Annotated in this window: 22 protein-coding genes; 4 read left to right on the forward strand and 18 right to left on the reverse strand. The window is 62.5% G+C overall.

The window, feature by feature from the left end; all coding sequences use genetic code 11:
- The first annotated feature begins 44 nt into the window (after positions 1–44).
- Positions 45–380 carry a hypothetical protein gene (locus tag D183_RS0100995; RefSeq protein ID WP_017907335.1) on the forward strand — a complete coding sequence of 112 codons (336 nt, stop codon included), beginning with the start codon at positions 45–47 and terminating at the stop codon, positions 378–380.
- A 20-nt stretch (positions 381–400) separates the two neighbouring features.
- Positions 401–661 carry a hypothetical protein gene (locus D183_RS0101000; RefSeq protein WP_017907336.1) on the forward strand — a complete coding sequence of 87 codons (261 nt, stop codon included), beginning with the start codon at positions 401–403 and terminating at the stop codon, positions 659–661.
- A gap of 431 nt (positions 662–1,092) precedes the next feature.
- On the opposite strand, the gene D183_RS27170 is transcribed toward D183_RS0101000, so the two are convergent.
- The 3 genes from D183_RS27170 to D183_RS0101010 all read right to left on the reverse strand — a co-directional run bounded on the left by D183_RS27170 (position 1,093) and on the right by D183_RS0101010 (position 4,199).
- The gene (locus D183_RS27170) at positions 1,093–1,524 is read right to left on the reverse strand and encodes a hypothetical protein (protein ID WP_157835131.1); all 432 of its coding nucleotides are present in this window, start codon (positions 1,522–1,524) and stop codon (positions 1,093–1,095) included.
- Between the two features lie 41 nt (positions 1,525–1,565).
- On the reverse strand, positions 1,566–2,438 hold the full coding sequence (locus tag D183_RS27175; RefSeq protein WP_157835132.1) for a hypothetical protein: 873 nt from the start codon (positions 2,436–2,438) through the stop codon (positions 1,566–1,568).
- Positions 2,439–3,191: 753 nt separating this feature from the next.
- Positions 3,192–4,199, reverse strand: coding sequence for a zinc-dependent alcohol dehydrogenase family protein (locus D183_RS0101010; RefSeq protein WP_017907338.1), 1,008 nt, complete (start codon positions 4,197–4,199; stop codon positions 3,192–3,194).
- A gap of 150 nt (positions 4,200–4,349) precedes the next feature.
- Between D183_RS0101010 and D183_RS0101015 the strand changes: the two genes are divergently transcribed.
- Positions 4,350–4,736: a winged helix-turn-helix transcriptional regulator gene (locus D183_RS0101015; protein ID WP_017907339.1), complete on the forward strand. Its 387-nt coding sequence runs from the start codon at positions 4,350–4,352 to the stop codon at positions 4,734–4,736.
- Positions 4,737–5,125: 389 nt separating this feature from the next.
- On the opposite strand, the gene D183_RS0101020 is transcribed toward D183_RS0101015, so the two are convergent.
- From D183_RS0101020 to D183_RS23690, 5 genes are all read right to left on the reverse strand, one after another.
- Positions 5,126–5,368, reverse strand: a complete 243-nt coding sequence (locus tag D183_RS0101020) for a hypothetical protein (protein ID WP_017907340.1) — start codon at positions 5,366–5,368, stop codon at positions 5,126–5,128.
- Positions 5,369–5,526: 158 nt separating this feature from the next.
- Positions 5,527–5,865, reverse strand: a complete 339-nt coding sequence (locus D183_RS0101025; RefSeq protein WP_017907341.1) for a RebB family R body protein — start codon at positions 5,863–5,865, stop codon at positions 5,527–5,529.
- A 374-nt stretch (positions 5,866–6,239) separates the two neighbouring features.
- Positions 6,240–6,803, reverse strand: a complete 564-nt coding sequence (locus tag D183_RS0101030; RefSeq protein ID WP_017907342.1) for a hypothetical protein — start codon at positions 6,801–6,803, stop codon at positions 6,240–6,242.
- Between the two features lie 80 nt (positions 6,804–6,883).
- Positions 6,884–7,444 carry a hypothetical protein gene (locus D183_RS0101035; protein WP_232757176.1) on the reverse strand — a complete coding sequence of 187 codons (561 nt, stop codon included), beginning with the start codon at positions 7,442–7,444 and terminating at the stop codon, positions 6,884–6,886.
- A gap of 836 nt (positions 7,445–8,280) precedes the next feature.
- Positions 8,281–9,045, reverse strand: a complete 765-nt coding sequence (locus D183_RS23690; RefSeq protein WP_232757177.1) for an alpha-L-fucosidase — start codon at positions 9,043–9,045, stop codon at positions 8,281–8,283.
- Positions 9,046–9,217: 172 nt separating this feature from the next.
- Here D183_RS23690 and D183_RS0101045 point away from each other — a divergent pair, with 172 nt between their 5' ends.
- On the forward strand, positions 9,218–10,309 hold the full coding sequence (locus tag D183_RS0101045) for a sialidase family protein (protein WP_017907344.1): 1,092 nt from the start codon (positions 9,218–9,220) through the stop codon (positions 10,307–10,309).
- A 54-nt stretch (positions 10,310–10,363) separates the two neighbouring features.
- On the opposite strand, the gene D183_RS0101050 is transcribed toward D183_RS0101045, so the two are convergent.
- The 10 genes from D183_RS0101050 to D183_RS23695 all read right to left on the reverse strand — a co-directional run.
- Positions 10,364–11,134 (reverse strand): copper homeostasis protein CutC, encoded by a 771-nt coding sequence (locus D183_RS0101050; RefSeq protein ID WP_017907345.1) that lies wholly within the window; start codon positions 11,132–11,134, stop codon positions 10,364–10,366.
- 14 nt (positions 11,135–11,148) lie between these two features.
- Positions 11,149–12,213 carry a N(4)-(beta-N-acetylglucosaminyl)-L-asparaginase gene (locus tag D183_RS0101055; RefSeq protein ID WP_017907346.1) on the reverse strand — a complete coding sequence of 355 codons (1,065 nt, stop codon included), beginning with the start codon at positions 12,211–12,213 and terminating at the stop codon, positions 11,149–11,151.
- Between the two features lie 95 nt (positions 12,214–12,308).
- A complete protein-coding gene (locus D183_RS26120; RefSeq protein ID WP_255325516.1) occupies positions 12,309–12,674 on the reverse strand; it encodes an ankyrin repeat domain-containing protein in 366 nt (121 codons plus the stop codon).
- Positions 12,675–12,748: 74 nt separating this feature from the next.
- Entirely contained in the window at positions 12,749–13,114 is a 366-nt protein-coding gene (locus tag D183_RS27180; RefSeq protein WP_157835133.1) for a hypothetical protein, read from the reverse strand.
- Between the two features lie 79 nt (positions 13,115–13,193).
- Positions 13,194–13,778, reverse strand: coding sequence for a tetratricopeptide repeat protein (locus D183_RS26125; RefSeq protein ID WP_081613227.1), 585 nt, complete (start codon positions 13,776–13,778; stop codon positions 13,194–13,196).
- Between the two features lie 625 nt (positions 13,779–14,403).
- Complete coding sequence (locus D183_RS26130) at positions 14,404–14,877, reverse strand: tetratricopeptide repeat protein (RefSeq protein ID WP_081613228.1); 474 nt, start codon at positions 14,875–14,877, stop codon at positions 14,404–14,406.
- Positions 14,874–19,622, reverse strand: a complete 4,749-nt coding sequence (locus D183_RS27875) for an RHS repeat-associated core domain-containing protein (RefSeq protein ID WP_232757178.1) — start codon at positions 19,620–19,622, stop codon at positions 14,874–14,876. The genes D183_RS26130 and D183_RS27875 overlap by 4 nt, the downstream gene beginning before the upstream one ends.
- A gap of 150 nt (positions 19,623–19,772) precedes the next feature.
- On the reverse strand, positions 19,773–20,249 hold the full coding sequence (locus tag D183_RS0101070; protein WP_017907349.1) for a chemotaxis protein CheW: 477 nt from the start codon (positions 20,247–20,249) through the stop codon (positions 19,773–19,775).
- Positions 20,250–20,322: 73 nt separating this feature from the next.
- A complete protein-coding gene (locus D183_RS0101075) occupies positions 20,323–21,660 on the reverse strand; it encodes a chemotaxis protein CheB (protein ID WP_017907350.1) in 1,338 nt (445 codons plus the stop codon).
- The coding region (locus D183_RS23695; RefSeq protein ID WP_039725788.1) for a response regulator at positions 21,647–23,544 on the reverse strand (1,898 nt) is incomplete at its 5' end. The genes D183_RS23695 and D183_RS0101075, both read right to left, overlap by 14 nt.

The raw sequence follows: 23,544 nt of genomic DNA on the forward strand, positions 1-23,544 counted from the left end.
ATCTGCATCCGGACAAGACATCCATACACCTCACGCCCCAACAGTTGAACGAACTCTATCCCTACCTCTTCGGCTTCTGGGACGCGATCGGGCTTGCGGCGCTGGCGTTCTTCACCTTCAACAAGAATGCGCCGCTGAAGCGGCGGGTGTTCATTGTTGGCAGCATCGCCACCGATGTGATGCTGCTGGTCTTCTTCTGGGTGGCTGACGCGCCGCCTCTTTTCCTGGCCGCTACCGTCGGCTTCATGGCATACGGGCTCTGGCAGACCATTCACTTGATACGCTTCTGCGACGCCTGTGCCGCGCTCAACGCGCCACAAGGCCATCGGCAGGCCCGCACGGAATGCGGGAAGTTCGGCGCTGCGCTCGCGAAACCCTGACGACACACGGCGCGACTCCCATGAAGATCCTGAAAGCCGCCCTCTGCTTCGCCCTGTTGTCGCCGATCGGCGCTCTAGCCAGTGCGCCGCATCCCAAGCTCCCGAAGAACGCCAGCGCGGCCATCGCCGCCGTGCATCGGGCAGCGGCGCAACGCGATCTGCAGTCGCTTCACAGGCTGATGGTGCAGGAGTTCGTCTGGAGCTTCGGTGGGGACGGCGATGCCGACCAGGCCATCCGGAGCTGGCGCACGTCGCCATCCAAGGTCATCTCGTTGTCATAGAGGAACTCGAATACGCGCGTGCGCAGCTCGGCATCGGCGGAACGCTCTATGTAGAAGATTCCCAGCTCATCGCCCGGGGCATCGACGCCGTATAGAGTGAGACGATTGCCAGATTGTCAGATTGCCAGTCCCACGCAAGAGCGTGACGTGGGTGCAGACAGAAGACGCGGTGGAAGAAGCCAAGCGGGTAGTGCGATACGCAATCGAACGAGGTGCGGGGCGGGAAAGCGAAAAGTGACTGTTTGGTGCGGCAAGCCTTACACCATACTCGCTAAAGCAGCGGGATTCGCTGATTGATAGACGCTCCATCTTAAGCCACACCCTTCCACAGTTCCGAAGCTTGCTGCAACAAAGGGCACCCAAAAAATGAAAAGGCTGCCACTTTGTCAGTGGCAGCCACTGAATTAAACCTCGTTCGCTAGAACTCGCTGCTAGTTATTTTTAATAGGGATAGAAGGACCGACAGTCACACTTCCTCCGCCGCCTGCGCTGCCTCCGCCCCCGGCACCACTACCACCGCCGCCTCCAGCACCTCCGCCCTCACCACCACCGGGACCATCTTTTAGAGTGCCAGGAATGGGCTGCACACAAGGAGTACCATTTTGACAAACGATGGTCGCCTTTTCACGGGAACCGTCACTCCAGATCACCGTAACGACGGAACCATTGGGCAGCGAAGTAATACCTTTAGTCACACGATACATTCCGACCAACGCCAACATCCCAGCTTGGCGCACTTCTGGAATATCACTCTCACCTACGTTTTGAGCGGCTCCCACAGAATTATAAGGAGCGTTCCTGGAGTCAATTGTCACAACCGCAGCAATCGCCACGAAACTCATCAACAGCAGAAGTGCCAGCATCCAACGAGACTTTGAAGTAAGCACACCAAACTCCTTGTGGTTTATTTACGCTCAATCATGGACCTTATGTAATCTATTTTTTTATTTAACTTCTCACCTTCCCCTTTTGGCAACAAGTTGTTACGAACCAATTGCTCGTAATTCGACGCGCAGGCACCACTCAAGCAGTATCCATCAACCACTGCAGACCCAGCTCCACAATCCGCACCCATCTGACACGCAACGATCCCCCAGGCATAAGCGGAAGTTTCGTCACCAGCGACGGCTTCAAAAGGCCCTAAATTTGCGTCAGACGATTGAGTCACCAACAAATCCGAGAGCTCAAATATCGCCTCCGGATCCTTCTTGCCAACCGCTGCCGTCAATAAATTGGAAACACTCTCTTTTGCTTCACCTGGATATCTAACTTGAATTCTGATTTTTGCAGCCAAATTTCCGGAGGCCGCAGATGCCATCAGCCATTCTTTTTGCGCATCGAGTGGAATCGGAGAACCGCCTTCAATCAAAGTGCAATCATCGGCAATACGCTTGGCGGTTGCTTTCATGGCTGCTGCGGCTCCACCAGCTTGAGCAGCCATTGCATCAACACTGGACAGATATTTCTCGCGAGAGATATTGACTGGAAAACAGCGATCATAAATTCGCGACAATTCCAGCTGAGCTGCGGAATCTCCCTGCAACGCTCTATTTTTTACATCTTCGAACCTAAGAAGATATTCTGCTGACCGTGATCTGGCAGCAACAGATTCAGCACCATTACTCCTTGCCCCTTCCTTTGATTCAACACTAGATGGAACTACCACCTTTCTTTCGGTCAAATCAAAAAGTTCCTTGCCTTTTTTAAAGGAACCAGATATCACCAAACCCACGAGCAAGGCTGCAATAGCCAAAATTATAAAAAAATAATTTTTCACGTCAGCCCCAAATATAGAAAAACATGACGAGATCGGCTTAAAAATCGAAAAACAGTAACCCCCGGTACAACCCGCCCCTCACGCGACCTCCCAATACATCGCGCGAACCTCAAGATTTTTCAGCACAGAACACTAGGCCATAGACCAGATCGATGTCAATGGGAATTGCAAAAATAGGAAATAAACAGTGGATAGCGCGCTTAGACCTTCAGGAAGAAATCCGCACGACGCCAATGCTTTACGTTTTCGAGTCATTTTGGTGACCGTGTACAGCTACAAAGCTCCAGCGACGCCTTTAGCAACATTGTTAAAGGGAAGCGCCAAGGAGGCTCACATGCTCGAATATCCACGCACCCAAACAACAGCGATGTAGAAGCGATCTACGCGGGGAGGCCAGAAGAAGACCGACTGTCGTAAGTCGATGACATAGTCAACGGCACACTATCCTACGCTTCCCGTCAGGAACAACGCTTAGTCTTGCTTCGAATCGCCCCGCCGCTGGTCACGATCTGTCTCTCGAAACCTCTCTTCTTAGTAGCGCTTGCGCCGCTCCATGCAATGTGACACCGGACGAAGAGATGCGCTAAGCAACGCTGTCGCTGAATGTCACGCATTGCTCCTGATGGCAGCGGCGCGCGTGAATTTAGATCACAACAGAGCCCCCTAGTCATTGACCAAGGCGCGCCATCTAACAGCTACCAGGTCACTGCGAAGGCATTTATCGCTAATCGCCTTCTCCTCTACCCACCCAATTCAAATCGACAAGCACAGCTTCCCAAAATGCTTCCCCGCCGCCTGATGCGCAAACGCATCGGCGATGTCTTCCAGCGCGAAGGTCTGGTCGACCACCGGTTTGATGCTGGTCGCGTCGAGGGCGCGGACCATGTCGCGCTGGTGGCGGCGGCTGCCGACGATCAGGCCCTGCAGGGTCTGGTGGCGTTGCATCAGCGTCACCGTCGGCACCTGGCCGGCAATGCCGGTGAGTACGCCGATCAGGGCGATGTGGCCGCCGATGCGGCAGGCCTTGATGGATTGGCCCAGCGTGTCGGGGCCGCCCACTTCGATCACCACGTCGACGCCGCGGCCGTTGGTGTAATCGAGCACCTTGGCCGCCCAGTCGGTGTCACGGCGGTAGTTGATGGTGAAATCGGCGCCCAGCGCCTGCGCACGCGCCAGCTTCTCGTCGGACGACGAGGTGGCGATCACCGTGGCGCCCATGTGCTTGGCGAACTGCAGGGCGAAGATCGACACGCCGCCGGTGCCGAGCACCAGCACGGTGTCGCCGGCCTTCAGGTGCGCGTCCACCACCAGTGCGCGCCAGGCGGTGAGCCCGGCGGTCGTCAACGTCGCCGCTTCGGCGTGGCTGTAGCCGCGCGGGGCGTGCGTGAACCAGTGCGCCGGGCGAACGACGTATTCGCGTGCATAGCCGTCGACGCCATCGCCGGGCACGGTGGCGAAATCGGCGATGGTCGGGCCGCCATCCAGCCAGGTCGGGAAGAAGGTCGAGACGACCGCGTCGCCCACGGCGAACTCGTCCACGCCCTCGCCCACCGCCTCGACCACGCCGGCGCCGTCGGACATCGGGATGCGGCCGTCGGCGCTGGGCATGCGGCCGGTCACCACGCCCAGGTCGTGGAAGTTGAGCGAGCTGGCATGCACGCGCACGCGGAGTTCGCCGGGGCCCGGCTGGCCGGGATCGGGCAGATCGACGAGGCGGAGGTTCTCGAGGCCAGCGGGCTGGCGCAGGGTGATGGCTCTCATGGGCACGACATCCTTGGGGGGAAAGTGGCGAGGGGCAGCGCCGCGTCAGTTGCAGCGAAACCGCATTGCAGGCATTGTCGGGATGCACTTCCTGCATCGCAAGAACGTACAATTTTCGCAGGTACTATCAATTTTGTAGGTACAACGACCATGCGTCTGAAACGTCTGGATGGCAAGAGCGGCTGCGCGGTCGAAGTCACGCTGTCGGTGATCGGCGGGGTCTGGAAGCCGGTGATCCTGTTTCACCTGCTCTCCGGCAAGAAGCGCTTCATGGAACTGACGCGCCTGGTTCCCAACGCCACGCAGCGCATGCTGACCCTGCAGTTGCGCGAACTCGAGGAGGACGGCGTCATCGTGCGCCACGTCTATCCGCAGGTGCCGCCCAAGGTCGAATATGCGCTGACGCCGCTCGGCCACTCACTCGCGCCGGTGCTGATCAGCCTGCGCGAATGGGGTGAGTCGTATCGCACTCGCGAGCTGGCGCGCGCGCCGGCTGATGCCCTGGAGTGCGTGCGTGGTGTAGCGACGGCTACTTGATTCAGGCAAGCGCCGAAAGAAAACCGGCGCGCGCACCACGAGGCGACGGCAACGCGGCAGGAAGCACGACGTGGCGTCGCGGAACGTCGATGGTCGATAGCGACACCGCTGTAGATGCAAGATCCGGCGACGCTAGTGAGCTTCAATCGCGAAGGGAGGCCTATTTGCAGACGTCAGCGATCAACGAGGTCTCCCGACTACCGACCTTGGAAGGCGTCGGGACTGAGGTCACTCCCACAGGCGCCCTGGCCAACACACCGCAAGTCCTGGGGAGCGGCCGCCACCGCGACGCGCATGAGCGGGATTGCCCGTTGCGGCTGAAGCCGCTCCTTCAAGCACAAAGGCGTGTCGCGCTGAGCCGTCGCAGAGCACGTCTTCAACGATGACCATCAAGCCCGCGTCGGCATGTTGTCCTTGAACGCCCGCAGCACCGCCGGCAATCTGGCTAGATTGTCGGCAACACCAGCCTGGGCGATCTTCTCAACCGAGCCTGCGGTCGTGCTTGCGCTCTGCGTCTGCATTGCTCCCGGGCAGGTCGCCTGCGCCAGCGTAGCCGGCAGCAGCGGCGCTGACACAGCATTCTCGAACGGCGTGCCTACCGAATGCGCCAAGCTTTTGTCGAGGGACGTCATTGCCTGTCACGGCGCTTCGCCAATACCCTTGGCGTTGGGCACGGTGACGGCGTCGGCGACCTGGTTATTGACTGCAGTGGATAGGCCCTAGAACGGTCCTCGTCAGGCAGAAGACCGCATCGCTACCGCCGTCCTGCGACGGCGTCAGCGTGCATGGCCTACGGCTGCTTGAACGCGTTGAGCACGGTCAGCAGGCTGGTGAGGTTGTCGGAGACGCCGGTCTGCGCGACCTTCTCGGTGGCGCCGGCGGCGGCGGCGGCGGCGGCGGTCGAGTCGAGGCTGTAGATCCGCATGACGCCCTGGTTGGCCACTGCCTGCGCCAGGGTGTTCTGTTGCTGCTGCGCGGAGACAGCGTTCCCGAACAGGATACCCGTCGAGTGCGCCATGCTCTGGTAGATCGACGCCATCGCGAAGGCCGGCGCTTCGCCGATGACCTTGACGTTGGACTGGGTGACCGCATCGGTGATCTGGTCGTTGACCGCGGTGGGAAATGCCATGTGTTCGCTCCTGGGTTGGGGTACGGCCCACGCCGTACGATCTCTGAAAACGGGACAGTGCAGAACCTGTGAAACCGTGTGCGGCGTTTGTCTCGCCAGCCTCGCCGCGATGTGCGCGCGACGAGGGAACATCGGCCACGATGCGCCGCGACCTCGGCCGATGCGTGTTGCTACCGCTGCGGGATGTATCCCCTCGCGGCATCCGCTGCCATCCACTGCGATCCACCAGTACGGCCGGCGAACGAGCTACCGTCCGCGACGTGGCGCCAGGCTGGATCGCTGATGGCACGCAGCCATTTGCATCGCACGCCGTGGCGCAAGGCCTTGGCCCACGCCGCAAAGCGCATCATGCGCGTGAGAAACACACGCCCGGCTCAGGCAGCGGGAGGCGGCGATGGTGCTCCCGGCTCCGCGGCCGGCGCATCCGCGGTGAGCCCCTGCGCACGCGCCGCCTCGACCACCGCCTGCATCTGCTGGGCCAGGGCCGCGAACTCGCGCTCCAAGCACGCGCGCACTTCGGCCTGCACGAGATTGGCCAGGCGATCGGGGATCTGCGCCATCACCAGGTGATTGCTGCCGCCCTCGCCGCTCTGCGGCGGACGTAACTGGCCCGGTGGTAGCTGGTCTAGCGAACTGGCCGACTGGACCGCCTTGAGCACCGACGCTTCGCTGGCCGCGGTGGCGCCGTCCAGCGCGACCCTGCTGTTCTGCATCGTCTGCTGCATCTGCTGGATCAAGCCTTTCACACGCTCGCGCTCGGCATCGATCAGCGACGGCGACGCACCGGCCGTTTCGGCGGCAGGCGCTACCGGCGGCGCGGACGATTCTGACGCGAAGCGCCGCAGTTGCTCCTGCTCGAGAGGAAGTAGCGGGCGACGCAACCAGCTCTCGGTGAGCTGGCGCAGCGTGGCGAAATCGGATGCTTGGTTGGCTTGCATGGTGCTCCCCTGCGTGAAGTGAAACCGGTGATGCGAACGGCCTAGGTGGACGCGGACTTGCGGCCGCGCACCATGTCCGCCTACTTGGCGATGCTGTGGTCGATCTTGTCGATGGGCAAGCCGGCGGAATCGGCCTCCAGCGCGCCAGCAGCGGCTGCGACCGCCGCGGCGGCACCGACCAGCACGTCGGTGACCAGCACGCCCAGCGCATCCTCGGCGGCCTGCTCCGACTTGTTCTCGGCCAGGTTTTTGAGCAGCACGCTCTGGCTGGCCAGCGCCGTCTTGCTGACGCCGTCGAAATAGACCGCCGCCGATGGCGCGACCAGGCCCTGCGCCTGTCTGATCCGCATGTTCGAGCCGACCTCAACCTGCGACGGTGCATAGGCCATGGTTTCGGCATCGCTGCGCTGTACGCCCCGCACGACCGTGCTGTTGAGCGCGTCGCAGGCCGGCCCTGCCGCCTCGGGCTGCGCGAGCATGTGTGCGTCGAGCGTCTTCAGCATGGATGGCGGCGTTGGCGACACGGGCGGCGATGTGGCGGCTGCCGCGCCGGCCGGGTCGCCGAGCTCGCCACGATCGGCCGCTGTTGCAGCCGGTGTCGCGGCAGAGGCGCCGGTGGACGCGGCCGGTGGCATGGACACCGTCGCCGCGTCGGTGATCTGTGCATTGGCGCCGTTGGGAACTGTCATGGTTCGCTGCTTAGAGAGGAATGGCCGATGCCGTGAGCCCTGCGCATCGGATCAGGCGGCCGAAGCCGGTATCGCTACGTGCAACGACGAGCGTAGAAGCCGAGCGGGCCGGCACCATCGAGGAGGCAACGCCCCGAAACGGTGGCGACCAAGGCTGCGCTGCAGCGCACGACATAGCGACGACAGCCACCCTCAGATGCTTTGCTTGTGCCACTCGACGTTGCAACGCACTCCTATCGTGATCGGCTGCAGTGCGCAGTTCCTGCATAGCCCGCGCAGCAGGCAGCAGGTTTTGTCCACATTCGTAGACATACTCCAGGCAATCCTCGCACCTTGCATGCGGGCAATGGCAACACACCACATTCTGGCGGTAGCCACCGTTCGCTCCGGCGCACACCTTATGGCGTTCGGCCCGAACAACACGCGCTCCAAGCACCGAGGACGATGTCGCAAAAGGCTCCGGCTCCAGGTCCGCTCTTGCCGCTTGCGTCACGGCGCCGGCCAAACACGGGCATGCCTTGCAGAGTCAGGGGCGGACGCATGCATCGTCGACTGTTGATCACGAATCGCGAGGAGGGGCGACGCTCGCGCCGTACCCTCACCCCCGCCCCCTCTCCCGGGGGAGAGGAGAGTGGCGCTTCGTCGCCGCGTCTGGAACCACCGTCCGTCTGGAACCGCCGTGCGTGCACGACGACGCTCTCGCCGCAAAAGGCAGCGCATCGCGCCAATGAAAAAAGCCGCACCCGGCATCGCCCGGCACGGCTTCGGTTGCATGCCGCGGGCAGGGATCAGCGCGCGGCGGCAGCGCCCACACTGAACAGCTGGAACTCGCGGATATGCGCGGCGTCGACGCTGGACAGGATGTTCAGGCGCACACGCGAGGCGGTGACCGCGGGGAAGTGGTCGATCTTCATGTGGCCGATCGCCTGTGCCTGCGCCACCTTGACCCAGGCGCCGTCGCGGAACACTTCCACCGCGTACTTCTGCACCAGTTGGCCGTCGTTGAGCCATTCCATAGAGAGCGCGGTGTCGAAGGTCACCGGCTGCTTGAATGCAGTTCCCGGGTGGCGTGATGCGAGCCGTCCGGCGCGCTCCAGAAAGTATCGCGGTCGCCGTCCACCGCCACAGCGATGCCGTCGTCGTTCTTGAGGCGGGAGTGCACCAAGTTGCGGTCGGCGTCCGTAGCGCGCCTGCAGCGCCTGGCCCATTTCCTCCAGCCGCTTGACGTCGGCTTCGGGCGGCAGGCCACGCTTGTCCGGGGCGATGCCCAGCACCAGTTGCCCGCCGCGGCCGACGCTGTCTTCCCAGATCTGCACCAGTTCATCGACGCTCTTCAGCGTCTGGTCGCTGTTCGGGTGCCAGAACCACTGCAGCTTGTGCAGCGGCGTATCCACCTCGACCGGGCGCCAGCGCAGGTAGCCGTGGCGGTCGATTGCGTTCCGGTTCTCGCCCTCGATCATTCCCGCCTCGTTGCCGACCCAGCGCACGTCGCCGTACTCGGACAACGCGGTGTCGGCGAAGTTCTCGGCAAGCAGCGGCGGCGTGGCCAGCACACGGTCAGGCCGAATGCGGCCAGCCGGCGGAGCGGAGAGAGCGGACGGTCCGGCATTGCGATTCCGCGCAATCGTCGGTCGGGCAGGCAGGCGGCGCTACCGGTGGTGTCAGCATATGGTATTTAATTGATGATAAATAGGTATCCCAATTTGCGGGCCAGGACCGTACCACATGATGTCGCCTTCGCTGTTTCCGTTGCTGTCGCTGTTCGCGGTGCGCGCCATCGCTGGTCCGGCCGCCGTCGCCCCACCGCAGGTGCCGCCCTCGCCCATCGTCTACAGCGAATTCGTCAACGCGCAGGCGCCGACTGCGCAGTGCCACGCCTCCACCCTGGTGGAAACCCGCGACGGCCTGCTCGCGGCCTGGTTCGGCGGCCGCCACGAGGGCGCCGACGATGTCGCCATCTGGGTGGCGCGTCGCGACGCGCACGGCTGGCAACCGGCGCAGCGGGTGGCCGACGGCGCGCAGCCGCAGGGCGAGCCGTTGCCGACCTGGAATCCGGTGCTGTTCCAGCCTGCGCAAGGGCCGCTGCGGCTGTTCTACAAGGTGGGTCCGGACCCGAAGCGCTGGTGGGGCATGCAGACCACGTCCAGCGACGGCGGCCATCACTGGTCCACGCCCGAGCGCCTGCCCGACGGCATCCTCGGCCCGATCAAGAACAAGCCGGTGCAGCTCCCCGACGGCCGCATCCTCAGCCCCAGCAGCAGCGAAGACGCCGGCTGGGTGGCGCACATGGAATGGTCCGACGACAACGGCGCGCACTGGACCCGTGGCCCGGCGATGAACGACCCGGCCAGGATCGGTGCGATCCAGCCCAGCGTGCTGCTGCACCAGGACGGCCGCCTGCAGGCGGTGGGCCGCAGCCAGCAGAACCACGTGTTCAGCACCTGGTCGCGCGACAACGGCCGCACCTGGGAACCGATGACCCTGCTCGACCTGGCCAATCCCAATTCCGGCACCGACGCCGTGGTGCTGGCCGACGGCCGCTCGCTGCTGGTCTACAACCCGACCGAGGCCGGCAAGGACTGGTGGGACGGCCGCGGCGTGCTCGCCGTCGCCCTGTCCGACGACGGCCTGCACTGGACCCGCGTGCTGACCCTGGAAGACAGCCCCAAGGACGAGTTCTCCTACCCGGCGGTGATCCAGACCCGCGACGGCAAGGTGCACATCAGCTATACGTGGAAGCGCACGCGGATCAAGCATGTGGTACTGGATCCGAAGCGGCTGGGAGTTGGGTCAACGGCGCCTGCCGGCGGCAGGTGAATCTTGCTCGGGACCCGGAGAAGCAAGAGCAAGAGCGCTGCCCTGGCGAACGGATCAGACTGTGAAATGGGCCTTTCCGTGCCCCGGGTCCCGGGTCCCCGGTCCCGGCTCCTCCAGCAACGCCACCATCCGCCGCACCCGCGCCACATCGGTCTGCATGCGGTCGCCGCCGAGACTGCGCACATGCGGATGCAGCGACGTCGCCCGCGACGCCAGCGGCCCACGCGCCGAGCCATGGAACTCGCGCGCGCCGGTGCGCGCACGCAACTGCGCTAGGTTGGCTTCGGTGACGCCAGACCCCGGCATCACGCTCAAGCGCGCGCCGGCCTGCTGCACCAGCTCGGCGATCAGGTCGGCGCCCTCTTCCGCGGTCTCGCGCGCACCGGAGGTCAGCAGCCGCTCGCAGCCCAGCGCGATCACATCCTCCAGCGCACGCCGCGGATCGGCACTGACATCAAAGGCGCGATGGAAGGTGACGCCGAGCGGCCCGGCCGCGGCGATCAGCTCGCGCATCGTCGCCATGTCCACCTCGCCGTCCGCGGTCAGCGCGCCGAGCACCACGCCGTCGCAGCCCAGGCGCACGCACTGCTCCACGTCGCGACGCATCGCTTCCACTTCCGCCGCGTCGAACACGAAATCGCCGACCCGCGGACGGATCAGCACGTACAGCGGAATGCGCAACCGATCGCGCACCGCCGCCAGCGTGCCGAACGACGGCGTCAGCCCGCCGCCATCCAGGCCGCCACACAGCTCCACCCGCATCGCCCCGCCGTCCTGCGCGGCCAGCGCCGAGCCGATCGCATCGGCGGCCACTTCCAGGCCCATCGGCACGCTCCCGCTCATGCCGCCGGCGCCGCGAAATGACTCTGCCCGGGCAGCAGCAGATCCTGCCGCTGCGCATCGCAGACCGCATAGCTGAAACCGGGCTGGATCGCGAACGCACCGACCTCGCCGCGCTTGTTCATCGCCAGGAACCCGACTTGCAGGTCGCGGGTGAGTTCCGGCTTGCGCCGTACGATGCGCATCACCACCTCGCGACAAGCATCGGCCGGACTCTTGCCCTGCCGCATCATCTCCACCACCGCAAAACTGCCGACATTGCGGATCACCTCCTCGCCGACGCCGGTGGAGGTCGCCCCGCCCACCTCGTTGTCCACGTACAGCCCCGCCCCGATGATCGGGCTGTCGCCGACCCGACCGTGCATCTTCCAGGCCATGCCGCTGGTGGTGCAGGCCCCGGACAGATTGCCGTGCGCATCCAGCGCCAGCATGCCGATGGTGTCGTGATTGTCCTTGCCGCCGGGCAGCGTGCCGCGGCGATAGGCACGGTTCTCGATATTGGCCTCGGGCGCGTAGTGGGAGGTCTTCAGCCACTCCTTCCACGCCTGTTCCGACGCGGGCGTGAGCAGCTTGGTGCGCTCGAAGCCCTGCGACAGCGCGAACTGCAGCGCGCCATCGCCGACCAGCATCACATGCGGCGTCTTCTCCATCACCCGCCGCGCCACCGAGATCGCATGCACAATGTCCTCCAGCGCCGCGACCGACCCGCAGCCGCCGGTGTGATCCATGATGCAGGCATCCAGCGTGACCCGCCCATCGCGGTCCGGATACCCGCCCAGCCCCACCGTGTGATTGTCCGGATCCGCCTCCGGAACCCGCACCCCCGCCTCCACCGCATCCAGCGCCGCGCCGCCGCGCGACAGCACCTGCCAAGCAGCTTGGTTCGCGGCGACGCCGAAGTCCCAAGTGGAAATCACCCGTGCTGCGCCGCGCGGCAGGGGGCCAACACCGGCCTTGGCTTGCGCCTTGGCCACGGCGGCGCGTGCGCCCGGCAGCACACCGCCCAACCCGGCGGCCAGGGCACCGAAGGCGGCGGTTTTCAGGAAGTGACGGCGTTGCGGCATGGAAGGCTCCGGCGTTGGGAGGGCGCGCGGGATGGCGTGCGCTTAGCCTTACATCATGCGGCAGAGTTGGATGGGATTGAATGGCCTGCTTGGTGTCAGGGAGTAGCTTGGCCCGCTCGCTCCTGCAGGATTGCGTGAAAGCAGGCCTGGCCTTTCATCAGACTTGAGGGCGTGTCCCCATAGTTGTCCTGCAAGTTGATATCGGCGCCATGCCTCAAAAGAAGCCCCGCAACCTCAGGATGGCCCCCTCTGACAGCATAGTGAAGAGGCGAAGAACCAATGCCGCCCCTGAAGTCGATGTTTTTTACGAACGGGATAAAAAGCTCGACCACCTTAAGATCACCATCCATTGCCACAATGTGCAATGGCGTATCGCCATCCATCCCGGAATTCTCAGGCCCGCTTACCTCGCAACCCTCGAACATTGCCAACTGCCTGAAAGCGGGAAGCGCAGCCTCCAATCATCTTAGCCATTCATTTACTACGCTCGCACTCATAACCACAAAGCTTCCATCGCCAATGTAAGGCCCGATGATCAGTATTCATCCATCGAAATGATGATAGGTCTCGCATAGCCCTCAAAATCAAGATAGAGATGCGCTGGCCGTGGATGCTGGGAGAGTTGGCCGATGAGGTCGGCAAGATGACGGGCAGCATCCTCGCCGATGCGCCAGATGACCCCGCCAGGAGAATCGCTCGCTGTTGACGCGCACGATGAGTCGTGTGCCTGCAACGTAATTTCCACCCCCTCACATTCGGGCACCATTGAGGACACAAGCGTATCGTCTGGACATGCGCCCCATGCGTACAGGGCGTCACTCAGCGCATGCATATCACTGGATTCCCCCATGATAATCAGCACCTCTTCACTCCTAAGATCGTCACGGAATTCAATAAGCACCACAAGGATTCCCGCGAGCCATTCGCATCAAAATATTCAGCATAAAATTAAAAAACTCTGGCACCATCCCTCACCAAAATCAATGAATTTTCCGAGGTGCCGCGCCACTTAAGCTCCTTCTTATTAGCAACCCAGGAAAACGATCGCTAATTTCAGGAAAAATTCCTTCTGCCTCTACATTTCCAGAATCTAGAAGCTCTTGCATTAACCTCAAGCCAGCAGCAGTATCCTTAGCCACACCCACACCATCCAGGAGAGCAATTGCATAATGAAACTTCGCAGAGTCACTACCGCTCTCGGCAGCCGCCTTATACCAATATTCAGCCTGGCTATCGGACTGACCAACTAAATCACCAGTGGCATAACACACAGCAAGAGCATACATGGCAGGAGCGAAGCCCAGCTCTGCCGACCTCGCCAAAAATTTTAGACTCCTTACTTCAAAGTCATTATCGCCCTCGTCAGCAGAGGAGCTAAAGGTTGAACATAAAAATAGAGCCTCTGGATTCTCCTTGACCACGAGCTCAGCGAGCTTTTCATAAGCGCCAGTACACTCACCAAGCCCAATGAGGTACTTGGCATCCGCCAGCAGTGATTGTTCAGAATCCTTATCCATGCGGAATAATCCCATCTCCTTTAGGCCCTGTACAACGACATTGAACATGGTGCGTTGATTTTACACCAAGGTTATCTTTGGCATTCTTTTCAACCATTCTCTTTGCTTCAGACAACGTAGCACCTCGCCCATAACCTAGTGCCGACTGCTGATCGCCATTAGAGTAGTTATCGGGACTACGGCCATCCCGGTTTTCACAAAAACATACAACTAAAGCCACCCAAAATCTATCAGGACAAAGAACAGGAACCGCCGTCAACGGCAATATCATCTATAGCCAGCTCATCAGAAGACTATGAGTACTGAGGATGAGTCCATCTATAGAGATCAGCCACTGGACTACCTCCCGAAAAGTATTCGCAGCTACAGTGCTCTCACCAATAGCCATGCCCCACCAAAGCGGCCCAAACTAAAGAATGCAGAGGTGAAGCGTCTAACAAGTTGCGTGGCAGTGTGATCGTATCTGGATCACCGACTATGAGGCCTGACCTCGCCGTAGCAGTCTCGCCAGTCGGTCGCCATGAATCCATTCTTCATGACTTTCCCCTTGAGTGAACGATGTTAAACGTCAACGGGTTTTGCCTGGCGTTGGCGGGAGGATGGCTGATCAAAAGACAAATAAAACCCCCGAGCACCATTAAATCAGGAAAACAAAAAGACAATCCCAAAAATATTATAATTTAACCCCGCCCTTTTTCAACTCCCGAGCAATGAGATCGCCCCACTTCCCGGCAGACCCAAACCGACTACGAGATAGCAATAGAGAAATACCCCTCGCGCCACGGATGTCGCCTTGAACCAGTGCACGCGCGAAATACGTAACGGCAATTTCATCCTTACATTCCTGCATAGCCGTTTCACCAATCCAAACACTGGCGTCGCCGGACCCCAGAAGGGAAGCCTTTCGCATCAGAGCATTAGCTTTACGCTTTGATTTAGTCCCACCTTCGCCATGTAGGATCATTGCTGCAAAATTAAAGCAAGCTTCGGCATCACCTTGCTCGGCGGCCTGTGAGTACCAATATCTAGCAAGCACTAAATCAGCCCGAACACCATCACCTAACGCGTAAGAAGTAGCGACTGCAGACTGAGCGGACACATCCCCACGCTCTGCGCGCTTTTTTAATTTAGAAAATTCCGAAGTCATTTTCTTTTTCCACCCTGCCAGCCCCTGCAGCTTCCAGCAAGACCACTGCAATGCTTTTTCATGCAACCACGCGGGGTATTCATATTCGACGCATCCCACGCATTATTCCACGCCTGCGCATCAGTAGTGCCCAAGCCAAGTCCATAGATAAAATTAGGACATTGACAACTACCTTGAGTGCGACCACGGCCCGACGAGCCATTTTCTTCGGCTTTACATTTAATCACACACCAACTTCCGTTACGTCCAGCACGCCCAACCGTTCGCCCCCAATCACGGGCGGTTGAACCATCGGCTGCAGTCGCTTGATCCCACGGATCAGAGCGTGAATTGTACCCTTCAGGAACTCGTTCGGTACCAGGAAACGGAATTCCGGGAGGCCACCACCAAGGAACAACGATTACGCGCTCCAATCCGGCGGGATCCACATAACCGAGCGGAGCATGCTCTACATAGCTATAGGTTGAAGGCCCTCCGTCAATTCCAATCGGATCACTCTGCACATACCGCCCAGTACCCGGCTCGTAGTCACGGAAGTAGTTCTGGTTGAGCCCACTCAGCGCGTCGTAACGCTGCCCAGGGAAGCGCATATCGAACACGAAGGCCGTGCCGTCCTTGTCCGGATCCTGGTCCGGGGCGGTGGCGCCGAAAGCCTCGCCCTTCAGGTCCCAGCGCCAGATCGCCACGTCGCGGACCGGGTCGATGACGGCACGCGGCGTGCCCAGGTGATCCGGCTGCACGTAGCGTAGCGTGGTCTTTGCCAGCACGCCGACCGGCAGATCGTCCAGCCAGATCGCCTGCTGCACGACGGCGCCGTTGTTGTCGTAGTCGCCCAGCCAGTGACCGCTCTCGTCGTAGAGGGTGTAGGTATTGGTCTTGCCCACTCGTCGTACCTGCTCGCCACGGCCGTTGTAGGCGTAGTTCGCCACGGTGGTGCCACTGCGCTTGACCTGTGTCAGCCGGCCGTTGGCGCCGTATACGTACTGCACGGCCGTGCCGCCGATCGCGGTGGTGTTGCCGGCCGCGTCATAGTTGCGTGCGGTACCGGCCACGCTGCTCAAACGGTGGCTGGTGGTCGGATAGCTGTAGGTCTGCGTGGCGGTGTTGACCTTGGCACTCAGGCGGTTGCCGGTGGCATCGTAGGTGTAGCCGTCGATCACCGTATCGGTCGGACCATCCTTGAACGCGGTCAGCCGGCCCAGCGGGTCGTAGTCCAGTTTGATCACCGGCGCGGTATTGCCGGGCGCGGTCAGCGCGCTGAGGTTGCCGACCGGGTCGAAGGCGAAGCCCACCGCCAGGCCATCGCTACGGGTGTCGTTGACCGCCAGCGGGCGGTAGTCCTGGTCCAGCACGCGCTGCATCGGACGGCCGTTGCCGTAGGTCCAGCCGGCGACCGGGCCGAACGGATAATAGGTGGCTTGATTCAGCAACACCTGACGGGTGCCGCCAGGCGGGGTCACGCCGACCTCGGTGGTCTGGCCCTGGGCGTTGCGCACGTAGTCCACCACCGCCCCATCCGGGTAGGTCAGGCGGCTCAACTGCCCGGCCTTGGTGTACGCGTAGCGGACCACGAACACCTTCCCGTTGGTGGTCTGCACCTTGCGCACCAGATCGCCGAAGCGGTCGTAGCAGTAGTCGGTGCTGCCGCTGCCGTCCTGCATCCGGGTCAGGCGGCCCACGGCGTAGGTCTCGCCGCTGGCGCAGGTGGTCTGACTGACGTCGTAGGTGTAGCTGACGTTGAGGCTGGTGGTCGGATAGGTGACCTGGGTCAGCCGGTTCAGCGCGTCATAGCCGTAGCTGGTCTTGATGTTGCGCGCATCGGTCTGGGTGGCGCGGTTGCCTGCGCTGTCGTAGGTGTACGTGGTGCTGCCGGTGTCCGGGCTGGTGAGCTTGGTCAGGTCGCCCAGGCCGTTGTAGGCGTAGGTGGTGTCCAGGCCCTTGGGATCGGTGACCTTGGTCAGGTTGTCCAGGGCGTCGTAGCCGAAGGTGGTCTCGGCGGCGATGCCGCCCACGTCCTGCAGCGTGCGCGCCAGGCGGTTGAGCGGGTCGTAGTCGTTCTGGGTCACGTGACCGAGCGCGTCGGTGACGGTCTTGGTGTTGCCGTTGCCGTCGTAGCCGAAGTCGGTCGGATCGCCCTGCGCGGTGGCCTGCGTCGCCAATTGGCCGAGCTGGTTGTACACCCGCGAGAGCGTGCGCTTGAGCGTGCCCGAGGCGTCCTTGGTGTCTTCCTTGAATCGGTTGCCGGCGTTGTCCAGGGTGTAGTGGATGGTATTGCCGGCGTTGTCGGCGATATCGGTCAGCCGGTGCGCCGCATCGTAGGTGAAGCGGGTGAACGCGCCATCGGGCTGGGTCACCTGCTTGACCAGGCCAGTCGGCCAGTAGTCGATCGCGGTGATGCGATCGTCGCTCTCGCTGCTGTCGTCGGCCCCGCGCACCTTGCTGGCGGTCAGCCAGCCGCGCGGGTGATAGGTGTAGTCGGTGACCACGCCATTGGCGTCCTTCGCCGACAACACGCGCCCGGCGCCGTCATAGGCCAGGTACTCGGTGACCTGACCCAGCGCATTGGTCACCTTCCACAGGTCGCCCTTGCGGTGCAGGCAGGTGGTCGGGGACGTGGCGCAGGTGCTGTCGTCGGTGGGGTAGTAGGTGAAACGGGTGATGTCGTTGACGTCGGTACGCGCGCCGTCGACCTGCTTTAGAAGTCCCAGCTTCGGACAATTACTTGAACCATCAGCCAGGTCGCTATCCGCGCAATAGGTATACGCCACCTGTCGGACACCAGCGGGCGCACTTGCCATCGAACCGCAGACATAGGCGGAAGCAGCCGAAACAGACACATCGTACTGACAACGGAATGTCACCCGCCCTGCAGCGTAAACTGCACGAGAAAGAGACGTTGTTCCACTCCCCTCGCTCCCTTGCTGCGCCACGACCTGATTCTCCGAGTCGCGAGTAAGGGTTTGAGATCTTTGGTAAGACGTACCAACCCCCTCAGTCACAGTGCTCGAAGAGGCACCTTGATCATCCAAAGAATCCTGATAGCTGAATTGAGTGGAGTTCCCCAACCTATCCGTAATGGAGACGGGCCGCCCTGCATCGAAACTCATTGCCTTGGTCCCATCAGGGCCGCTGATGGCTTCGATCTGGCGGAAAAGGCCTTGCCCGAACTGATATGTATAGCTCGCGCCATTAGGCTGCAAAACTTGTGCGCTACTGGCGCCAGAGTAGGTGATGGAGGTCGTTTCCACCTCCGCTCCGTTTGCATGCAGGCTGCTCCCCGCCACCCGACCATCAGTTGCATAACTGAAGGTCGCGTACCGAACGCCATCTTCCTCAATACCAGTCAACAGGTGTGCACGCCCCGCAGGCGCATGCCCTGACTCTCCGTAACGGTAAGCCCGAACGCTTCCATCAGAACGGGTGACACTTACTAGATTTTGAGCGTCATCATAGTCGTATTTGACATAACTCCCATCGTCCAATACCACTTTATCGAGAAGCTCATTGCGATAACTAAAAGACAGGGTATGCCCAAGCCCATCTACGGCCTTAATCAAACGTCCACTTAAATATTTAAAGTCAATATCAAACGCCGAAGATGCACTGGACTTGATCGATGCCAAACGACCTTCAGAATTATAGATGCGCCGCTCACCGTCGGCAGTTACTAACGTCCAAGTCCCACTTTGCGAACGCGACATCATATCACTGGCGTTACGGCGGCCTCGATACTCACCATCTCCTACCTCTTTGAATTGCTCAAAAAATCCGTCATGGGTCGTTAAATATGTGCCCTGATAGCCAAGTAGATCAGAGAATGAATGACTCCAACCTGGCGCCATCCCCAATCCCGCCTGAAGTTGCTGTAGTGAGTGGTAGAAGCGCTGAAAAGGCTTACCGGCAAAAATAAGATCATCCTCGCGCCTGAACTTGTCGCCAGTGGCGGGAAGGCAAGGATTTGCATTGACTGCACAAGACTTGGTCTGATCGATACCCTTAGCATAAATTATCGGCGCATCTCCATTCTGACAGAGATAAGGATACTCAGCGACGAAATCTGGATTTCCTGTAGTGTTGTAGGCAGCATTGAACGCGTTGACCGGCGCAAGGCCGGCAGGACATGAATAGACCTGAGCCTTGACAAGCATCAACTCACTCGGAGAAGGAGTGGGATCACTCCAGCCCGGGCAAGACATATTAAACTTGAACCACTTCCCCCCAGGCGCATCGAAACTGAGTAGTCCCATGCCACTATAGTAAGGCTCGCTTTTAACATAAGGCTCGCCATAAGCACCTTCTATGCGAGCATCAGAAATCGTGCAATCAGGCCATTGATGACGATAGAAGCTGAGATATCCATTAATCATCTCATTTTCGTCGGCACACATGCTTTTTAACAGCGGCTCGCCATTGGCAGCACAAATACTTGGATTGGTGCCTTCACTACCGGCACCGCCAATCAGATAGCCAGGCGGGCTGATGTAACGAGGCGGCTGACGCCTTACCTTGTAATAAATTTGATAGGAAGGGGCTGCTGAAGCACCCTCGGTAATGAGCGTTTTATCGCGTACAAGATAAGCACCATAAGGCAGCATCGAACGCATCTCAGCCTCGGCTTCATCCAACGAGCCAAAACAGGACTGATAACAATATTGCCCCACTGCCTGCGCCTCTACCGAAGGCGGAACAAGACAGCACATCCCGCCCATAAAGATACTGAACAGGAAAGGCAAAAATCCACGCATAATCCAGCTCCATTAGAACATCAGTTCAAGAGGCATATTCAAAAATCGACGGAGCGAAAATATCTCTTCGCAACAGTCAGCCAACCGTTTGCCGACTTCAGAAAGGTCGGCAAAAAATCCAACAGCGTTGTGTAGCAAGCAGTTTCGAAGTTATGAAACCACCGCAAACCGCTCCACCACCATCCCTTCGATCGCCTCAAGATCCGGCAGCAACGCGCTCTGCTCGCCCAGCAGCACGCGCATGTGCACGCCGGGCGGGAGGGTTTCTTCGGAGGCGTCGGCGAGCAGGCCGTCGCGGGGGACGGAGATCAGTTGCGGGAAGGATTGGGTGAGCAGGGCGACGTACGGCAGGTCGGGGTTGCCGCCCAGGGCCTTGAGCACGACGATCTTGTTGTTGGCGGCGACGATCTCGGCGCCCAGGCCGGTCAGGCGGGCGAAGGAGACCAGCGGCACTTTCCAGCCGTACCAGGCGATCTGGCCAAGCAGCCAGTGTGGTGCGTCGGGCAGCGGTTCGACCGGCACGCGCGACATCACTTCGGCGATGGTGGCGTTGGGCAGCAGCACGCGCTCGCTGCCGGCCAGGATGAGGACACCGCGGATTTCGTCGTTGCTGGCGTAGCTGCTCATGGAGTGACTTCGTCCTGAAAGCGGAAAAAACGCGCGATGCGGGCGCAGCGATGAATGGCGTGTGCCGCTTCGCTCAGCCGCTCCACCGTGCGGTCAAGGCCTGGGCCAGTTGCGCCGGATCGCCGCCGGGATGGCCCTGCAGGATCAGTTGAGCGCCGGCGGCGGGGTCGTAGCAGCCGTCGCCGGATTGCCCGGCCACCCAGGCGCCCTGCGCGGCCAGCGCCAGCACGGCCTCCACCTGCTGTGGGTCGCTGCCGCTGAGCAGCAGCACCGCGCTGTGCGCGGCCGGCAGGCCGGCGACCACGGAGGCGCCGGCGTCCTGGGCGACGAAGCGCAATCCGGCCGTGCCGTGCACGCCGACGTCGTCGGGCAGGATGTAGACGTTGCCGGGGGCGACCGGCTCGCCGGCCTCGGCCAGCAGCACCGGCAGCGCGGACACGCGGGCGATCTGCTTGACCAGGTTGCCGTAGCGGCCGCCATCCAGGCGCAACTGCACCAGCAGCGGCAGCGGGAAGTTCTCCGGCAGTGCGGCGAGCAGGCGACGGATCGCGTCGGGGCCGCCGATGCCGGCCATCACCAGCACCGCACCGCGCGCGGCGGCGCCTGCACCGGCACCGCTCGTGGACGCGGGCTCTTCCGATTCCAGCGCGACCAGCGACAGACCTTCGGTGGAGAACTGCGGGACGTGTCGCGACGCGCGCGGCGCAGCGGCAAGCAGGGGCGCATCGTCGTCGACCAGCGACCAGGCGCTGGCCGGCAGCGCCACGGGTGTGGCGGCGGGCGCAGCCGGTGTCGCATCGACGTGCGGCGCAGCCGGCTGCACAGACGCTTCGCTGGCAGCGGCTTCGGCGCGTGCGAATTGCAGGTCCTCGAAACCGGGCGCGACGTCCGCCGGCGGCTGCCAGGCATACATGCCGTCTTCCGGCGCGGCCTCGGCGAAGCCGGCGGCTTCGTCGACATGCAGGCCGATCGGCGCGTCCTCGTGCAGCTGCGCCGGCGTCGCCGGCAGGCCCGGCTCCGGCTGCAGGCCGGTCTCGGTCTCACGGCCGGGCGGCAGCACGTCCTGATGGCCCTGCAGCTTGGCCGCCAGGTGCCGCGCCCAGCGCTGCGCTTCCCAACCCTCGCGGCGCGCGGCCAGTTCGGCCTCGTCGAAGATCACGGTGACGCCGGGCAGCGCCAGCGCCGCATCCAGCCGCTCCAGTGCGTCCTCGATCGCCGGTTCCAGCGCGATCAGCACCGCGCTGGGGGCGGCATCGGCCAGGGTCTGCGCGTCGATCGCGCCCGGGTCGTCCTCCAGCACGATCGCCGCGCCGACGAGGTGCAGCGCTTCGCGCAGGCGCTCGCGCGCCTTGCCGGGACGGGCCAGCAATGCGACCGGCGTGGAGGTGGCGTCGCCGTCATTCGCGAACACGGGCGATCCCCAGCAGGTCGTAGACGTTGCGCATCAGATCCAACTCTTGGTAGGGCTTGCCGAGGTAGCGCTGCACGCCCAGTTCGAAGGCGCGCTGGCGGTGCTTCTCGCCGCTGCGCGAGGTGATCATCACGATCGGCACGGCGGCGTAACGCGGATCGGCGCGCATCGCGGTCGCCAGTTCGTAGCCGTCCATGCGCGGCATCTCGATGTCCAGCAACATCAGGTCGGGCACGCGCTCTTCCAGGCGTTCCAGCGCCTCGACGCCGTCGCGCGCCGACACCACGTCGAAGTTGTGCCGTTCCAGCACGCGGCCGGTGACCTTGCGCATGGTCAGCGAGTCGTCGACCACCATCACCAGCGGCACGCGGCGCTGTTCGGTCGGCGCAGCCTCCACCACCGGCCGCAACGGCTGCGCCAGGAAGCGGCGCACCAGCGGGGCGATGTCGAGGATCACCACCACGCGGCCGTCGCCGGTGATGGTGGCGCCGTAGATGCCGGGCACCGAGGCGATCTGCAGGCCGACCGGCTTGACCACGATTTCGCGGTTGCCGAGCACCTGGTCGATCGCCACTGCCGCGCGCAGGTCGCCCGCGCGCACCAGCAGCAGCGGCACCTGCGCCTGACCTTCGGCCCGTGCCGGCGCCTGCCCGACCAGCGAGCCGAGGTCGTGCAGCGCGTATTCCTCGCCGCTGTAGCGGTAGCCGCCGGTGCCGGCCTCGAAGCGCTCGCGGCCGATGCGGCCGATGCCGCTGACCGATGCCACCGGCACCGCGAAGGTGGTCTCGCCGATCTGCACGAACACCGCCTGGGTCACCGCCAGGGTCTGCGGCAGGCGCAAGGTGAAGGTGACGCCCTGGCCGCGCACCGAGTGGATGTCCACCGAGCCGCCGAGCTGGCGCACTTCGTTGCGCACCACGTCCATGCCCACGCCGCGGCCGGCCAGTTGGCTGACCTGGTCGTAGGTGCTGAACCCGGGCGCGAAGATCAGCGCATCCAGTTCGTCGTCGGACAGCACCGCGTCGGCGGCGATCAGCCCGCGCTGCTCGGCGCGGCGGCGGATCGCCTCGCGGTCGAGTCCGGCGCCGTCGTCGGCCACTTCCAGCACGATTTCCGATCCCTCGCGGCGCAGGCGGATGGCGATGTTGCCCTCCTCCGCCTTGCCCGCGGCACGCCGCTGTTCCGGCGCCTCCAGGCCATGCGCGACCGAGTTGCGCAGCATGTGTTCCAGCGGCGCGACCATGCGGTCGAGCACGTTGCGGTCGAGTTCGCCGTGGGTGCCTTCCAGACTCAGGTGCACCTGCTTGCCGGTCTCGCTGGCGGCCTGGCGCACCACGCGCCGCAGCCGCGGCACCAGGCCGTCGAACGGCACCATGCGCGCACGCATCAGCCCGTCCTGCAATTCCGAACTGACGCGCGACTGCTGCTGCAGCAGACCGTCGTACTGCCGCGCCAGGTCGTCGAGCACACCCTGCAGGCCGCCCAGGTCGGCCGCGGACTCGTTGAGCGCGCGGCTGAGCTGTTGCAGCGTGGAGAAGCGGTCCAGTTCCAACGGATCGAAGCTCTGCTCGGTCTGGTCCTGTTCGCGCTGGTAGCGGGCGACGATCTGCGCCTCGGTTTCCAGATCCAGGCGCCGCAGCTGGTCGCGCAGACGCGCGTTGGTACGGTCCAGTTCGGCCATCGCGCCGCGGAACGCACCCAGCTGCTGCTCCAGCCGCGAGCGGTAGATCGCCACTTCGCCAGCGTGGTTGACCAGGCGATCGAGCAGGTCGGCACGCACGCGTACCTGTTCCTGCATGGGCCGCGCGATCGTCGCCTCTTCGTCGGGCGTGCCCTCCACCGGCAGCGGTGCCGACAACGGCGCCGCCACGGCGGCCAGTGCCA

It is taken from the genome of Xanthomonas sp. SHU 199 (genome assembly GCF_000364665.1).
Lineage (GTDB): Bacteria > Pseudomonadota > Gammaproteobacteria > Xanthomonadales > Xanthomonadaceae > Xanthomonas_A > Xanthomonas_A sontii.

Bases quoted from the DNA above. Each gene is read 5' to 3' on its own strand.
- D183_RS0101010 (WP_017907338.1), bottom strand. From the start codon at position 4,199: ATGAGAGCCATCACCCTGCGCCAGCCCGCTGGCCTCGAGAACCTCCGC.
- D183_RS26130 (WP_081613228.1), bottom strand. From the start codon at position 14,877: ATGACTTCGGAATTTTCTAAATTAAAAAAGCGCGCAGAGCGTGGGGAT.
- D183_RS0101020 (WP_017907340.1), bottom strand. From the start codon at position 5,368: ATGACGTCCCTCGACAAAAGCTTGGCGCATTCGGTAGGCACGCCGTTC.
- D183_RS26125 (WP_081613227.1), bottom strand. From the start codon at position 13,778: ATGTTCAATGTCGTTGTACAGGGCCTAAAGGAGATGGGATTATTCCGC.
- D183_RS0101045 (WP_017907344.1), top strand. From the start codon at position 9,218: ATGATGTCGCCTTCGCTGTTTCCGTTGCTGTCGCTGTTCGCGGTGCGC.
- D183_RS0101030 (WP_017907342.1), bottom strand. From the start codon at position 6,803: ATGCAAGCCAACCAAGCATCCGATTTCGCCACGCTGCGCCAGCTCACC.
- D183_RS27875 (WP_232757178.1), bottom strand. From the start codon at position 19,622: ATGCGTGGATTTTTGCCTTTCCTGTTCAGTATCTTTATGGGCGGGATG.
- D183_RS0101055 (WP_017907346.1), bottom strand. From the start codon at position 12,213: ATGCCGCAACGCCGTCACTTCCTGAAAACCGCCGCCTTCGGTGCCCTG.
- D183_RS0101015 (WP_017907339.1), top strand. From the start codon at position 4,350: ATGCGTCTGAAACGTCTGGATGGCAAGAGCGGCTGCGCGGTCGAAGTC.
- D183_RS0101050 (WP_017907345.1), bottom strand. From the start codon at position 11,134: ATGGGCCTGGAAGTGGCCGCCGATGCGATCGGCTCGGCGCTGGCCGCG.
- D183_RS0101000 (WP_017907336.1), top strand. From the start codon at position 401: ATGAAGATCCTGAAAGCCGCCCTCTGCTTCGCCCTGTTGTCGCCGATC.
- D183_RS27170 (WP_157835131.1), bottom strand. From the start codon at position 1,524: ATGCTGGCACTTCTGCTGTTGATGAGTTTCGTGGCGATTGCTGCGGTT.
- D183_RS0101070 (WP_017907349.1), bottom strand. From the start codon at position 20,249: ATGAGCAGCTACGCCAGCAACGACGAAATCCGCGGTGTCCTCATCCTG.
- D183_RS0101025 (WP_017907341.1), bottom strand. From the start codon at position 5,865: ATGGCATTTCCCACCGCGGTCAACGACCAGATCACCGATGCGGTCACC.